Origin of the sequence: Segatella buccae ATCC 33574 (assembly GCF_000184945.1) — a bacterium.
Classification (GTDB): domain Bacteria; phylum Bacteroidota; class Bacteroidia; order Bacteroidales; family Bacteroidaceae; genus Prevotella; species Prevotella buccae.
This window is the reverse complement of sequence record NZ_GL586311.1, coordinates 3011238-3027638: the sequence shown is the minus strand read 5'-3', so window position 1 is coordinate 3027638 and position 16401 is coordinate 3011238. Positions and strand designations below refer to the sequence as shown.

At 54.1% G+C, this 16401-nt stretch carries 9 protein-coding genes; 5 read left to right on the top strand and 4 right to left on the bottom strand.

Features of this window, described 5'->3' with window-relative positions; translation table 11 throughout:
• Positions 1-10 precede the first annotated feature (10 nt).
• The gene (locus tag HMPREF6485_RS12030) at positions 11-1234 is read right to left on the bottom strand and encodes an anaerobic sulfatase-maturation protein (RefSeq protein ID WP_044126104.1); all 1224 of its coding nucleotides are present in this window, start codon (positions 1232-1234) and stop codon (positions 11-13) included.
• Positions 1235-2028: 794 nt separating this feature from the next.
• Between HMPREF6485_RS12030 and HMPREF6485_RS12020 the strand changes: the two genes are divergently transcribed.
• The 4 genes from HMPREF6485_RS12020 to ccsA all read left to right on the top strand — a co-directional run bounded on the left by HMPREF6485_RS12020 (position 2029) and on the right by ccsA (position 8885).
• On the top strand, positions 2029-3339 hold the full coding sequence (locus HMPREF6485_RS12020; protein ID WP_004346829.1) for a hypothetical protein: 1311 nt from the start codon (positions 2029-2031) through the stop codon (positions 3337-3339).
• Positions 3340-3467: 128 nt separating this feature from the next.
• On the top strand, positions 3468-4793 hold the full coding sequence (locus HMPREF6485_RS12015; RefSeq protein ID WP_004346827.1) for an imelysin family protein: 1326 nt from the start codon (positions 3468-3470) through the stop codon (positions 4791-4793).
• 75 nt (positions 4794-4868) lie between these two features.
• Positions 4869-6635, top strand: a complete 1767-nt coding sequence (locus tag HMPREF6485_RS12010; RefSeq protein ID WP_004346826.1) for a di-heme oxidoredictase family protein — start codon at positions 4869-4871, stop codon at positions 6633-6635.
• Positions 6636-6668: 33 nt separating this feature from the next.
• On the top strand, positions 6669-8885 hold the full coding sequence (ccsA, locus tag HMPREF6485_RS14485) for a cytochrome c biogenesis protein CcsA (protein ID WP_004346824.1): 2217 nt from the start codon (positions 6669-6671) through the stop codon (positions 8883-8885).
• 156 nt (positions 8886-9041) lie between these two features.
• On the opposite strand, the gene HMPREF6485_RS12000 is transcribed toward ccsA, so the two are convergent.
• The 3 genes from HMPREF6485_RS12000 to HMPREF6485_RS11990 all read right to left on the bottom strand — a co-directional run bounded on the left by HMPREF6485_RS12000 (position 9042) and on the right by HMPREF6485_RS11990 (position 13826).
• The gene (locus HMPREF6485_RS12000) at positions 9042-10340 is read right to left on the bottom strand and encodes an McrC family protein (protein ID WP_004346822.1); all 1299 of its coding nucleotides are present in this window, start codon (positions 10338-10340) and stop codon (positions 9042-9044) included.
• The gene (locus tag HMPREF6485_RS14415) at positions 10337-12694 is read right to left on the bottom strand and encodes an McrB family protein (protein ID WP_004346819.1); all 2358 of its coding nucleotides are present in this window, start codon (positions 12692-12694) and stop codon (positions 10337-10339) included. The genes HMPREF6485_RS12000 and HMPREF6485_RS14415 overlap by 4 nt, the downstream gene beginning before the upstream one ends.
• An 85-nt stretch (positions 12695-12779) precedes the next feature.
• The gene (locus HMPREF6485_RS11990; protein WP_004346817.1) at positions 12780-13826 is read right to left on the bottom strand and encodes an IS1595 family transposase; all 1047 of its coding nucleotides are present in this window, start codon (positions 13824-13826) and stop codon (positions 12780-12782) included.
• 272 nt (positions 13827-14098) lie between these two features.
• On the opposite strand from HMPREF6485_RS11990, the gene HMPREF6485_RS11985 reads away from it, so the two are divergent.
• The gene (locus tag HMPREF6485_RS11985; protein ID WP_004346813.1) at positions 14099-16243 is read left to right on the top strand and encodes a M3 family metallopeptidase; all 2145 of its coding nucleotides are present in this window, start codon (positions 14099-14101) and stop codon (positions 16241-16243) included.
• Positions 16244-16401 lie beyond the last annotated feature (158 nt).

Below are 16401 nucleotides of genomic sequence, written 5' to 3'. Positions count from 1 at the left end.
ACAACAAGCTTTATATCCGTTTCCGTTTGACGGCCTCCATCACGTTTGCAGGTGGGCGTTGATTCATAAACTCTTTCTTCATGAAATCCATATAAGGTGCCACATGCTCGTAGAAATGACGGTAACCGGAACAGAGATAGTTCAGTCCCGGATTCCCATACCGGTCGTTCACAAACCGGTTTTTGGGACATTCGCCATGACACGCAAACTCCCACTCACACTCCTTGCACTGCTTGGGCAGTGAGGCATGCTTGAGGCAGCTGAACTGCCGCTGCTGTTCGCCATAGAGCATTTCGACGAGTGTCTTGTCTCTGATGTTCCCGAGTTTGTATTCCGGGAACACAAAGTGGTCGCATGAATACACATCACCGTTGAATTCCATCACTCCCGCATGTCCACATTCCTTTGCATAGACACAGATACCCGGCCGCTCGCCCACCCAATTAGCAAGGGTACAGTCGAAGATTTCCACATAGGTCTGCCCCACATCGTGCCGCACCCATTCGTCAAAGATCGCGCAGAGGAAGTCGCCCCATTGTGCCGGTGAGACGGAGAAATCGGCCACAGGACACTCTTGGTCGACAAGCGTGGCAAGGTGGCGGCCGTCGGAATGCGCAGCCATGCGTTCAACGACAGGTGCAAACTGAATGTATTTTGCCCCCATTTCCTTGAAGAAATGATAGAACTCGAGCGGATAACCGGCATTGAAATCATTGACGACCGCCATGGCGTTCCATTCCACTCCATGTTTCCGGAGCAGCCGGATGCCACGCATCACCTTTTGCCAAGAAGGCTTGTCGGATGCCGTGCGGCGATATTCGTCATGAAATTCCTGTGGGCCGTCAATGGAGATGCCTACAAGCCAGTTATGCTCTTTGAAAAATTCGCACCACTCATCGGTAAGCAGCGTGCCATTGGTCTGTATCGTGTTGTCTATCTGCCGACCAAAGGCATACTTCTCTTGCAGTGCGACCGCTTTCCTGTAGAATGAAAGCGGGCGCATCAAGGGCTCTCCCCCGTGCCAAGTGAAGAGCACCTGACTCATGGTCTGGGCCTGTATGTATTCCTGCACGAAGCGTTCGAGAAGTTCGTCCGACATGACGCGGGCAGGCGCATTCCGGTAAAGATGCGACTTCTCAAGATAATAACAGTACTTGCAACGCAGGTTGCACGAGGCACCCACCGGCTTTGCCAAGACATACAGGGGTTTGGAGAAGGGGGATATTGTATTCATCTATGTTTTTGTTTTTTATTCATCATCCATCCCGTCGGCGGAATACAAGCACGCGCACTAACCATCATTCCGCCAACGGGTCAATATGATGATTGCAAATATAGATGAAATCTGACAAAAATCAAAACTTATGCCGCATATAGTGCGAAACTTACCAAGGTTGTGAAAAAGCCTTACATGGCATTTCTTCCCGCTCCGCCATCCACCCCATATTATCCGTCTTATTCGCCACATCCAACCTGCGAATTTTCCCACCCGGCCCAAACGAGCCTGCAAAAGAGCCCGAACGACAACCTCAAAGAGGCTCTTTGAGAAGGCCGTTCGGGCCGGACTGCAACCCAAAACAGGGCCGGGAAAGCCCTTTTCGGAGGGTGAGGGGGCGGCAGCAGGCGAAAGATCGAAAAAGGGGAGCGCGCCATGCACTCCCCTTTGCCATTGCAAAGATACAACCAAAATGGGGAAAATGCAAACCGACGGTAAAAAAGGCAGACATGGTTTCTTCCTCATAAATGATGACGGAAAGGGGAGCCACTATCTTTATATCACCATAAATGATGACGCGAAGAGGCAAAACGGGCACAAGGGGAAAGATATTTACCGAGTTCTAAGTATTGCGGAGATTCTTAAATATTCCTAATTTTGCAGCGGGAACAGACATTATTTTGAAAGGGGTTCCGGCTTGTGGAGTGCGGCCCGTAGGCCTGCCTTCAGCCCCATCGCCACGCAGGGTGGCACGGCTTCCGTCCCGGACCCTTTCATGACAGGGAATATACATTATTTATATACACTCAAGAATGAATACTCTTAAAAACGGCCTCTTGGCCGGTGTGTTTGCCATAGGATGTGTGTCCGCGGCAAACGCCCAAGTGAACGCATCCGACTCGGTGATGAACCACGTCAAAGGCAATCGCCTGAGTGTGGGCGGATATGGTGAAGTGGTCTACAGCCGCATGTTCTACAGCGACAGCTACTACCGCTACCAAGACGCTCCGGGACACAAAAACGACAAGAGCAACGGGCGGTTTGACATTCCCCACGCCGTGGTCTATCTGGGCTACGACTTCGGAAAGGGGTGGACCATGGGCACCGAAATAGAGTTTGAGCACACGGGCACGGGCTCGGCCATCGAAGTGGAAAACGACGAGGGCGGCGAATACGAGCACGAGATAGAGAAAGGCGGAGAGGTGGAAATCGAGCAGTTCTGGCTCAACAAGCGTTTCGCCGACTGGGCCAACGTGAAGCTGGGGCACATCATCGTGCCCGTGGGACTGAACAACGCCCACCACGAGCCGCTCAACTTCTTCACCGTCTACCGCCCCGAGGGCGAGAACACGGTGCTCCCCTCCACGTGGCACGACACGGGCATCAGCCTCTGGGGCCGCCACGGCGACTTCAAGTATGAGGTGATGATGGTGGCCGGACTCAACGCCATGATGTTCTCCCGCGACGGATGGGTGCATGGCGGGGCAGGCTCGGCCTACGAGTTCAAGCCCGCCAACAAATACGGCTTCGCCTTCCGCGTGGACAACTACACGCTGCCCGGACTGCGGTTGGGCCTGAGCGGCTACTACGGACAGTCGATGCACAACACCTACCCCAACGATATGGTCAACGGACCTTACAGAACCGTGAAGGCCAACACTTACATCGGTTCGTTCGACTTCACCTTCAACCGCTACAACTGGATTTTGCGCGGACAGGCCGACTACGGATACATCTCCGACACGCCCATGCTCAACAGTGCCAAGCGCAACAGCATCAAGACCTCGCCCTACAACAAGACGCAGGTGGGCAAGAATGCCGTGGCCATCGGCATCGAGGCCGGCTACAACGTGTTCTCGCAAATCAGCTGCATGAGGGCGGCCAACAAGAAGCTCTATCTCTTCGGCCGCTACGACTACTACGACTCCTACATCAACGAGGCCTCACAGCCCGAATCCACCCACAACTACACCAACCGCCGGGTGTTCACCGTGGGAGCCAACTACTATCCGCTGCCGCAGATAGCCGTCAAGTGCGACTACTCCTACCGCAAGCTGCGCAGCCCGCTCAACAACGAGCCGAGTCTCAACATCGGCATCGCCTACGAGGGATTCTTCTTGTAAGATGCAAAAATTGAAACATTCAAAAGGTAAAAGATTCAAGCTGCTGTAGGGGCTCACATATTGGTGCTTCGGGCTGCCCGCAAATGAAATCAGTATCATTGCAATTAACATAAAAAACGGAAAACAACATGAAAAAGATGTTTAAGTATGCCATGCTCTTCGCAGCAGCATGTACGCTGACATGGAGCATGACTTCGTGCAGCGACGACGACAAAGGCGATGACGGCAAAACCACCATCGAGAAGCAGGAACAGGCCGTGAAAGACCTCACCGCAGAGTATCTCAACAACGTGGTCTACCCCACCTATGGCAATCTGGCCTCCGAGGCTGAAGGGCTCTACGCCAAGATCAACGCCCTCAAGGCCAAGCTGAAAGCCGGCACAAGGGTGGAGCAGAGCGAAATCGACGCCATCTGCACTTCCTACAAGGCCGCCCGCCAGTATTGGGAGGAGTCGGAGGCATTCCTCTACGGGGCTGCCAGCGACTTCGAGATCGACCCGCACATCGACAGCTGGCCCCTCGACGTGCCCACACTGGCCAAAGACTTGGCCAGCGACGCCAAGATAAAGACCCTCGACAAAGAGGCTGAAGACATCGAAGTGACCCGCAAGAACCTCACTGCCGAGAACCTCGGTTTCCACGGCATTGAGTTCATCTTCTTCCGCGACGGCAAAAACCGCCCCGCATCTTTCTTCAACAACGACGAGGTGGAGAAGTATGAGAACATCTTCGACGGCAAGAACGTGACTGCCAAGGAAGAAGTGATCTTCGCCACAGCCGTGGCCGGCGACCTGCGCGACAAGTGCTACCAGCTCGTGGTGGCTTGGAATCCTGCCGCCTCCGCTGCCTACAAGGCCCGCATTGCCGAGTGCGCCAAGCACTTCGACGACTTCAAGACCCTGACCAAAAAAGGCCTGACCTACGGTGAAGACCTGCTGCAGGCCGGCACGGCCAAGAGCACACAGAGCTCGGTGAAGAAAGTGGTGGAGACCATCCTCGTGTCGGGTTGCTCCAACATCTGCGCCGAGGTGGCCGACCAGAAGATGGGACAGGCCTACCGTGCATCGAAAGACCCGAACTCACAGCATCAGGGTGAAGACGGCAAGATGGAGCCCGATGACCCCAACTACATCGAGTCGCCTTACAGCTACAACTCGTTCACCGACTTCTACGACAACATCATGAGCATCCAGAACTCGCTCTATGGCAACTACAACGGGAACACCTACGCAGCCAAGTCGCTGATGAGCTACCTCAACACCTACAATGTGGTGGAGGCTGCCCTCATCAACGCCAAACTCACGGCTGCCCTGAAGGCCCTGAAGGCCTGCCAGACCAGCGGCACGCCGTTCGTGCTTAACCCGGGTGCCCCGCTCGTGAAGGCTGCCATGGACGCTGTGGGCGAGCTCGACAGCGAACTGAACAAGGCCTCGCAGTGGATTCTGAAGAACTGATTATTACAACAAACCAAAAAGAATAGTGTCCGAAGACCCAAGGCCTCCGGACACTATTTCCCATAAAACAAAAACATGATGAAAACATTCAAGACATACGGGCCGCTGATGCTGGCAGCCATGATGGGCCTTTCGCTCACCGCCTGCCACGACGATGACAACGGCGGCACCACGGCCGGCGGCATCAGCACCAACGGCGAAGACGACTACAAATATGTAGGCAAGGCCACCAACGGCTTCACCCCGAGCGAGTGGTATCCCGGAGGAGAACAGGGAACAACCGAAAACACCACCGCCTCTTGCTATGAAGACGAGACGCCAGCCGTCGGAAACGCCAATCTGCTGGATGCCTTCAAGCGCGGGGAAATCTTCTTCGAGCACGATTTCCTCCCCTCTTCCACCCCCTCTACCAAAGACTTTGCAGGCCTTGGCCCGGCCTACGTGCGCTCGTCTTGCATCCACTGCCACCCCGGCTACGGCCACGGCAAGCGCGTCGAGTCCTACGATGCCGACCACAAAGGCAACGGCTATCTGCTCGTGATCTATCACCCCGTAGACGGTGCCAACAGCGACGACGGGCCCTACATCTCCGAGGTGACGGGCATGCCGCAGACGCGCGCCGTGTCGCCCTTCCTGCCGCCTGTAAACGAGAAAGGCATCACCATGAAGTGGGAGACCGTCACCGCCATGGAGAGCGGACTGCCCATGCAGTTCCCCGACGGCGAGAGGTATGAGCTCATCTACCCCGAAGTGACCATCCTGCCCACCGCCTTCAACACCAACCCCATACCCACCAACTATGCCGTGAGGCTGGAGTCGACCATCGGCCTCTACGGCACGGGACTGCTCGATGCCATCCCGCAAGACAGCATCAAGGCCGAATACATCCGGCAGGCGGCTGCGGCACAGAAGCGCGGCGTGGACATCGCCAAGGTGCTCAACCCCGGTTTCTGGGATGCCTCCAAGGGCGACTGGGCCGGAGACCCCACACTCGGCAAACCCAACGGGGCGTGGTATAAACTGGCCGATGGCCAGATGAAGGTGAAACGCTTCACCTACGCCATGACGCGCGCTTCGCTCCAAGACGGTGCGGGAGCCAACGCCATGTGGAACATCCCCAACGTGAGCCGCAGCGACCGGCCCTACCTCTACACCACCACGGCCTGGGCTAAGGCCATGAGCGAGAACAAGAAGGTGATTGCAGCTATCAAGAAAGACCCCTCGTCGCCTTACTACAATGACGGCACCGAGGCCGGAATCGCCGCTGCGGTGAAGGCTTTGCTCGACCCGAAGACCAACCAGTTTAACAACGCCTACCACAACTTCAAGCCCGAAATGACGGACAACAACTTCTGGCAGTACATGGTGTGGCACCGCGGACTGGCCGTTCCACGCGCCCGCGACCTCAACGACGCTACCGTACAGCGCGGCAAGAAGCTCTTCATGGAGATGGGCTGTGCCAGCTGCCACCGTCCGAAATGGGAGACGGGCGACGACAACTATTGGGTGCCCTCCCCCATCAAGAACAACAACCTCAACCTGCCGAAGTATGCCCATCAGACCATCTATCCCTACACGGACATGATACAGCACCGACTCTACATGAAAAACGGCATACACGGAAGCTGGTGCCGCACCACACCGCTGTGGGGCCGCGGCCTGAGCCTGCTCAACACGGGTGCCGAAGACCGTCTGCACGACTGCCGGGCACGCAACGAGGTGGAGGCCATCATGTGGCATGCCTACAGCAAAAACAGCGACGCCTACTGGAGTGCGGTGAAGTTCTACCACCTGCCCAAGGCCGACCGCGACGCTGTGGTGAAATTCCTGCGCTCCATCTAAGGGCGCATACAACCGACACGGAAGGTCTGATCAATGATCAAGAAAATAACTTTCTCTCTGTATATCGTGGTGGTGGCCGTCATGGCTGCCGCCACATTTTGTGAAAAGCTGGGCGCGGGCGACCTCTACCACACGTGGTGGTTCACCCTGCTGTGGGCCATGCTCACGGCTGCCGGCATCGTCTACATCGCCCAAAGCCGCCTGCACCGGTGGCCCACTCTGCTGCTCCACGCCGCTTTCGTGGTCATCCTCGCCGGCGCATTGCTCACCCGGCTCACAGCCCGTCGGGGGGCCATACACCTGCGGCAAGGCCAGTCCACCGCCGAATATATGGCGGCCAAGGATGGGCAAGGCATGGAACCGGCCCGCCTGCCCTTCAAGGTGAAGCTCGAGAAGTTCAACATCCGCTATCACGAAGGCACCAAGGCCGCAGCCGACTATGAGTCAATTATCAGCATCGGGGGCGACGGAGCGGCCAACCGCTACACGGTTTCGATGAACAGGATAGCCTCCCACGGCGGCGTGCGCCTCTATCAGAGTTCCTACGACGAGGACGGCCGGGGCAGCGTGCTGGCCATCAACAGCGACCCTTACGGCATTCCCGTCACCTACGTGGGCTACGCCCTGCTCTTCTTCTCGCTCCTGTGGCTGCTCGTCGACCCCCGGGGCACTTTCCGCCGGCTGCTCCGGAGCGATGTGCTGCGCAAGGGCGCGCTGGCTATCCTCGCCCTCATGGCCCTGCAACAGCCGGTTGCAGCCACCACCACCTTCCCCCGCCGCACAGCCGACCACTTCGGCCGCATGAGCGTGCTCTACAACGACCGCATCGCGCCGTTGCAGACCTATGCCTACGACTTGACGAAGAAGCTCTGCGGCAAGCGCAGCTATCGGGGTTGCACGCCCGAACAGGTGCTCACGGGATTCATCTTCTGGGGCGACCAGTGGGCGGGCGAGAAAATCATCAAGGTGAAAGGCGGACAACTGAAATCCACGCTCCAGTTGCCCGACTACGTGTCGGTGAACGACCTCTTTCTGGCCGGCGACTACCGCCTCAAGCAGTATGTGGAGGAATACTACCATGGGGCGCAAGACGGTTTTCATCAGGATGCGGTGGAACTCGACGAGAAAGTGCAGCTCATCATGGAACTGCGTGGGGGCGCACCGCTGAAGATATTCCCCCACACGGCAAAGGGCTCTACGCAGTGGTATGCCCCCAACCGAAGCTACAAGGGGGCTGTGAGTGCCCGCGACAGTGCCTACATGCAGCAGGTGTTTGCCGACCTCTACCGCTATGCGCTCTCGGGCAGCAATGCCGATGTGAACAAGACCATCGACGAGGTGATGGCCTATCAGCAGCGCAACGGCGGAGCGGGTATGCCCTCTCCACGGGAGGTGGAGGCCGAGCGTCTCTACAACAGTGTGCCGTTTGCCACGATTCTCTTCGTCGTGAACCTCACGTTGGGGCTCATCGCCCTCGGCCTCACCATCCGCAAACTGACGGGTAAGGATGACACTTCGGCCCGCCCCACCGGGAAGCGAAGCCTCATGGCAAGGCTGTCGGCCGCCTCCGGCCCGCTGTTTGTCGTGCTCATGGTGCTCTCGATGCTCGCCCTGACGGTGGCACTGGCACTGCGCTGGATCATCAGCGGCTACGTGCCCATGAGCAACGGTTACGAGACGATGCTTGTCGTGGCGTGGTTCACCCAACTGCTCTCGCTCCTTGCATGGCGCAAGGCCCACATCGTGGTGGTGTTCGGCTTCCTGCTCTCGGGCTTCTTCCTGCTCGTGAGTCACATCTCGCAGATGGATCCCGCCATCGGGCGGATGATGCCCGTGCTCAACAGTCCGCTGCTGAGCATCCACGTGGGCATCATCATGATGAGCTATGCCCTGTTGGCCATGACCTTCATCTGCGGCCTCATGGGTCTGCTCCTCCCCCGCAAGGGCGTCGAGTTGCAGGCACTCAGCCGTCTGTTCCTCTATCCGGCCGTCACCACGCTGGGCCTCGGCATCTTCATCGGTGCCATCTGGGCCAACATCAGTTGGGGCACCTACTGGAGCTGGGATCCCAAGGAGACATGGGCGCTGATCACTTTCATGGTCTACGCCGTGGTGCTCCACACCCGCTCTTTCCCCCTCTTCAGCCGCCCCACGGCCTACCATCTCTACACCACCATCGCCTTCCTCACCATTCTCATGACCTACTTCGGCGTCAACTACTTCCTCGGCGGCATGCACAGCTATGCCTGATGCACACCGCCGGGCTGCACCCTGAGGCGATTGTGAAGCGCATCGGCATCAACAAGATGCCCTTTTCATGAAGCGGGATGCCCTTTCTATACAAAAGAGGCAGGTGACTTGAGTTGACAAGCCACCTGCCTCTTGATATAAAATCATCTAAGAAAATTACTCCTCCGGCCTTTGCAATTCATCTAAAAGCTCTCGTTCTGCCACCTCCATGTTGTGAACAAACTCCCCATAAGAAACAGCTGACGAATCCACCGACAGACCGTATAAAGAAATAATACCACCATAGCCGCAAAGTTTCTTGCTCTCCGTCGATTGCTCCCGACTTTGAAGCGGAACCACCAAACCTCCGTAGCAAGCTTTAGTCATATACATATAGGTGACGAGCTGATGTAAATCTTCTCTGCCCACAGCATTGACTTTCACCCCTTCATAGCGTTTGTATTTGGCATCGAGCACTCTGTTTTCTTTGTAAAAGTCGGGATAACGCTTTCCCGTACCGTCAGTAAAAAGGCACAAGCCGTCTGTCCGAAGATTGTTTTGAGGATGCTTGAAACCTATCTTGCGAAACACCGTGGCCAGATAAGCTTCCCACAGCCAAGCCCCATCGAAGAGAACACCCCGGATTGTGTCGTCACAGACTCCATATTTCAGTTCCTCTCGGCGGAGAATGCGCAGGCACACTGATTGTAAGTCGGCATATCCAGAGAAATAAGGATGGGTGAAAGGATGAAGGTTGTCATCGATCACCCGCTGTCTGTCCACTCGCTGATAGCGACCGGTGGCAGCTCTGATGCGCGCCACATTATCCATCGTCTCGGCATCGGCCGACAGAATGATGTTGCCCAACGATTGCTCACAGACATACTCAATGGTGTGGCGGACAAGCTCTGTCATAGGATTGTCATATTCCAGTTCGCGGGTGGAATAAGCTACCCGTCCGTCAAAAAGAGGATTGAGGCGGATATGCCTGTTGATGTCTATGCGCCCTCTGAGGTTAGCATCATTGTGCATCCGGGTCTGATATTCCCGATACAATCCCTGCTGCAAAGCCCTATTCAGGAAATGGGGAAACATGAAAACGAGCAAGTCGAATATCTGCTCATCGTCACTGGTGGTGTCCAGTTTTAAGAGATGGGGCGCAAACACCTTTTGCAGCATGTAGTGGAGGAAGTAGTCTCTGCCATCGGAAGCGAAACGTGAGCGAATGCAGACCTGCGTGCCCCGATAGCCCACAAAGCCCATCACGTTGCCCGTAATCATATATCCGTCTTCCAACCGGAATATGTGCTCTTTCCCTATCTGCTCTCCATGAGCGTCAAGTCGACTTGGAAACACCAACAGATCAGCCCCCATCTTGGCACAGAGCCCCTCTATCGTATGTTCGGAGAGTACGCGCAGATACTCTGTATGCTCTTCCAGAGCAATCTCTTTACGTGAGTTGTCGTTGGTAATCATTCTCCATCCACGTCATCAGTCAGCCGTCCGTTATAGGCATCATGAAGTCTCGCCAACTGTTCTGCACCATCTCGCCGTCCTCGCAGATACTCGTCGAGCACACCTTTTATACAAGTCTCCCACAAGGCATCAAAGCTCCTGACACGCGCATATTTCAAGAAATAAGCCCCGCCAAGCTGATAGGCCGTGCTCAGTCCGGGAGTGGCGGCTATCGCTTCGTTCAACCGGCGCATACGCCCTTTGATTTCTTCCAACGGTGCTCCTATCGTTTGCAGCTCGTCCGACAAGTCGATGATGGCCATACTGTCTTCAGCCGTCACCTCCAACCAAGCGAAGCGGCGGCGCATGGCAAAGTCCATGCTCTCCACACTACGGTCGATGTCATTCATTGTGCCTATCACATACACGTTTTCGGGGATAAAGAAATGTCCGTAGCAGGTGGATTTAAGCACGCTGTCAAAAGCATTGGCACTTGTCTGCATATTGGCATACTGCGTTCTCACCCGTCCTTCCGTCCCTCTATATCCGGGGTCTATGGAGAAGAACAATTCGCCGAAGATCTTTGAAAGTTCTCCACGGTTGATTTCATCGATGATAAACACATATTTCTTTTCGTTGACAGCAGAAGCCTTAGATGCTTTGGCTGCCATTTCGCGCAGTTGCCGGTAAAGTACAAAGACATAGGAATCTTGCTGTGTATTATGCTTTCTGCCAAAATAAAGCTTCACATCGCCCACTGATTCTATACGCACCTCTTTGTCGCTCAACAGCGTAACAAGGTCATTTCTGTTGACGATGAGCAGATTCACCTTGGGGTTATTGGGAATATAAACCGTAATGGTGGATTCCGAAGCATCAACTATTGAGAACTTGTTCTTGGTGGATGAAGTATGAAACTCTCTACCGCTCTCAATGGCTTCAGCCACAAACTGGTCCAAACGTTCGCGCGCATCGAGTTCTCTCTGCAACTCCGTCACCGACTTGCGGGAATCTACCAGATTGTTCAATGCATTGATGCAAAACGACTTAAAGACTCCATCACGCATTTCAAATCCTACCTGTCCGTCACCATCGGGAGCCGTCGGGCGCAGCCCTTCCACAAAATCAGTGTAATCATACGACGGATGGAACTGCACAAAACCCGGTTCGTCATCAGGATTCATCGCCCGGGCTATGGCCTTGGCCAAAAAAGTTTTCCCCGTTCCCGGAGCCCCCACAAGTATCAAATTGTGGTTGGCCTCCAAAAGGTCTATATACTTTTGATAAGGATTAGACTGCTGCATATTATCCATTCTGGCGTTTTCTGTATCTTGTATTGTCCCCATAAAGGTGTTTTTATGAGTGGGTAGAAATGACGGTTCACGCACCAGTATCATCCAACAAACATCTTGGGCCAATAACAGATCGCTCTTGATTTTACCTTCAAGACTTGTCCCGACAATGTTCCGCAATTCATCATCGCCTGCAATAAGGGTCACTAAAGGTTGCAGAAGCTCCAGAAAATGACTGTATTTGGAGTACACACGGTTTGAAGGAACTCCAAGATAGCGACAAAGACGCATGTAAACGCCATTTGTATAAAACGTATATCGTTGAGGGTCGTGGCACGTAAGAATCACAGAAGCCGTCCGTTCATCATTGGCAAACAACTTTTGTTTGTCATTGGCAGGGTCATTAGCAACTGTTTTCATGATGTTGGAGTAGTGTAGTATACGCTCATCCAAAGGTTTAGAACTGTCACACAAACCCTCAAGAACCTTTTGAAACTGCGCAGGATTGTTGCGCAATGCAAAATTCAGCGTAGGGCCAACCAAACTTGTGTAAATCAGATTTGTCCGTCTGACCAAATCCACTATTTTCAACAAAGGCTTGCCGATACTATCTGTTATCAAATCCCACTTATAAGATTCATCCCCGTCATACGTTTTAATGGGCAGTATCCGTCTTTTTTCTTTATAGACCTCAAGGAGCTGTCCATAAAGATATTGCCTGACTGCCTCTACCAGTTCGGTTTTCAATTTCCAGGCAAAAAGTCCATTTTCCTTTTGCCCGTCCATCACTGTCACCCAGTAAGTGTATTGGCCGTCAAGTCCTTCAACCGTGAAATCGAACTGTGACTGAACTCTCTTGCCAAAATTCATGATCTCGGCATTAAACCATTTTGCCGATTCCAGATACTTGCTTCCAAGATTGGCACACGTTGACTTGTGTTCCGGTTCATAATAGAATTTCAACACCGCATAAACATAGTCATCCGGTGTATCTTCATTCTGTAAAACTTGAAGCCAATCGGCCGTCGTCAACGGAATGTCCGCATGAATCCATCCGTTTATTTCGTTTGCTCGTATTTTCATCTCCGTTGTTTAGTCCGACAAAGTTACTAAAAAATGCTAAACAAATCATCAAGTCCACAATCTTTTCTGTGTGGTGATGTTATGCTTAATAACCGTTAATTTCTGTTCCGTAGTTTCTCCATTTGATATTTGATGTATATTGTGCCGCTATTCGGATCAGCCCTTCAAAGAGGTCATACTTGTTCTCTTTGCTGTCCCGAAAGAACCTACGATTGAACTTCCAGCAGTATTCATTAAGGTAGAGTTGCAGGAATCTCTCGTCTATGTCTTTATGTATGGCCTCGATTCCACTTCGGCATTCCCCGGTAACGATATGTACCCATGGCAGGATTTTTGTTACGACGTCATGGGCATCCGTCTCTGTTTCTAAATGCGCCTCATGCTCGCCAACCACTTCTTCCAGCCTTAACAGATTATGTCCTCCGTCTGTAAGAACTTTGGCATCGTCTTTGACGGCAGCCGTAACGAAAGGCTTGATGGTTTCGAACCGGATGTCAGGCAGCGCACGCATCTTGATGTAACGGACAGCTTTCTGGATTTTTGTCTGTGAGCTTTTAGCCAACAGTATAGATGCCTTGTTAACCTTCTCCGTATCAGTGAGGTCTGTAAGGTATCTGAGCATTATTTCGTCAACAGGCCTGCTCTCAGCCATTACCAAAACACCGGTCTTTCTGCGCTTCCTTGTCTTTTCTCCATCTTTGTTCGTAATGGAGGAGGTCGGGAAATACGAAATGTCGAGCTCTATTTGGTCCGCCATCTTATACAAGGAATCTCTTTGCCCCATGATGTCCCGGTACTTCATCATCATAAGCCAGGCGGGTGGGTAATACTTCATTTCCAACTGGTGCTGGATTTCCTTGGCTGAAAGCACCTGTTTGAAAGACGTCATCATGTGAGCAGTAAAGAACCATGGATATAAGGGCAGATGGCTTTTCTCCATTACGGTACCTTGGGTAAGGGTGGTCCAATTTCCACACTCCATGCATTGGAATACGCTGCGTCTCTCAACCCATTTATGGCTCGTGCAGCCACATTTCGGACATACGATACCAACAGAATGCCGTATTTCCTTGAAGTATGAGATACAATCGTCCTCATTGGTAAAACGAGAAAAGAAATCTTTCAGCAACATGGGCGTTCGATTTCTTGCAAAAGTACTTATATTACAGTGCATTATATACTAATTAGGACTTTTTAAGTATAACATCACCACACAGAAACAATCTTTTACAAACTTTTTGATACCTCAAGCGATAAAGATACCTCGAGAATGGGGATATGAGCGGTATTTTGCTTATATTTGCATAAGATAGGCGGCGTTCGGCAATTTGAAAACAAGCTTTCATTGCCCTCACTTGCACTATCTTTGCAGAAACAAAGTATCATCAACAACAAACAAAAACTATGAACATCAAACTCGGAAAGGCGTTGCTCGCCGCCGCACTGGCTGCTGCCATGATGCCGGGCACAGCTGCAACGGCTCAAAACAAGAAAGGAAATCTGATGGAAAACAATCCGCTGATGCGCCCGGGCACGTTGCCTTACGGTGCACCTGACTTCAGCAAAATCAAAGGAGAAGACTATCTGCCGGCCCTCAAGGAAGGCATACGCCAACAGCGGGAGGAGATAGCGCGCATCGTGGCCGACAAGGCGAAGCCTACGTTCGCCAACACCATTCTGGCCTACGAGAAGAGCGGACTGCTGCTCGACCGCGTGTCAAGCATCTTCTTCGCGCTGGTCAGTGCCGACAAGACACCGGAGATAGAACAGGCGGAGAAGGAGGCCGTGCCCCTGCTTACCGACTTTGAGAACGAAATATCGTTCAACCAACGCTTCTTCCAACGCATCAAATATGTTTACGACCATGAGCGCAACACGCTCAAGGGGGAAGACCGGAAACTGCTGGAGGAGGTCTACAAGAAGTTTGTGCGCTCGGGGGCCCTGCTTCCGGAAGACAAGATGGCACGTATGCAGCAAATCAACAAGCGCATAGCGGCCTTGCAGCAGGAGTTCGGCAACATGCTGCCCAAGGCGACCAACGCCGCAGCCGTGTGGGTGGAAAGCGAGGGCGAACTGGCCGGACTTGGTGCGGCCGACATCGCCCAGTGCCAAAAAGATGCCGAGAGCCGTGGGGGAAAAGCACCCTACTGCATCGTGATCACCAACACCACCCAGCAACCCATCCTCGCTTCGCTCGACAACCGGGCCCTGCGCGAGCGCGTCTACCGGGCGTCCATCCACCGGGCCGACGGGTCGGGCGACTTCAACACCTTCCCCATCATCGCCGAGATGGCCCGCCTGCGGGCCGAGAAGGCCAGGCTCATGGGCTTCAAAGACTATGCGTCCTACTCGCTCGACAACGCGATGGCCAAGAACACCGACAACACCTACCGCTTCCTCAAGCAGCTCATCGCCGCCTACACGCCCAAGGCCCAGGCCGAAACACAGGCCATCGAAGCCTACGCCCGGCGCACGATGGGTCCTGACTTCAAGCTCGAGCCCTACGACCGCTTCTACTATTCGGCCAAGATGAAGAAGGAGCAGTACAGCTTCTCGGACGACGACGTGAAACCCTATTTCAACATCGACAGCGTGCTCGTCAACGGGGTGTTCTACGCCGCCCACCGCGTCTACGGTCTGTCGTTCAAACAGCGCACCGACTTGCCCACCTACCATGCCGACATGAAGGTGTTTGACGTGCTGGACAAAGACGGCCACCAGCTTGCCCTCTTCTACTGCGACTACTTCCGCCGGCCCACCAAGCGCGGCGGAGCGTGGATGAGTGCCTTTGCCAAGCAGAGCCGCCTGCGCCGTCAGCTGCCTATTATATATAATGTGTGCAACTATGCCAAGGCTCCCGAAGGCCGTCCCACGCTCCTCACATGGGACGAGGTGACAACCCTCTTCCACGAGTTCGGGCACGCCCTGCACGGCATGTTGTCCGACTGCCGCTACAACACGCTGAGCGGAACGGCTGTGGCCCGCGACTTTGTGGAGATGCCCTCGCAATTCAACGAGTCGTTTGCCTCCATCCCCGAGGTGTTCGACCACTACGCCCGCCACTTCGAGACCAACCTCCCCATGCCCGAAACGCTCAAGGAGAAGATGCTGGGCTCCATCAACTTCCAGCCGGCCTATGCCCTGGGTGAGAATCTGGCTGCCACCTGCCTCGACCTCGCGTGGCACACACTCACGGCGGAACAGGTGCCCTCGGCCGACGGGGCCAAGGATTTCGAGACCTCGGCACTGCGGGAAATCGGACTGCTCAACAGTCAGATTCCGCCCCGCTACTCCACATCCTACTTCAACCACGTGTGGGGAGGAGGCTATGCAGCAGGCTATTACAGCTATCTGTGGAGTGAGGTGCTGGCCGTGAACATTGCCGACTACTTTGCCGCCCACGGTGCACTCACGCCGGCTGTAGGCCAGTCGTTCCGCGACAAGGTGCTGAGCCGGGGCAACACGCTCGACCTCATGCAGATGTTCTCCGACTTCACCGGTCTGCCGGCTCCCGACGCCACAGCCCTGCTGAAAGCCAGAGGTCTGTAAACACACACGCCATCTGCGTCGCCTTGACAGAGGACGATGCAGATGGCGTGCAGTTGTTTTTTACCCCTCTACCCCTTTATTCTCACAAAGGCAAAAGCCTTAATCAGCTTTTGCCTTTTATTTTTCCAACTCTTAGCTTCCAAACGCCTGGCCTTGTT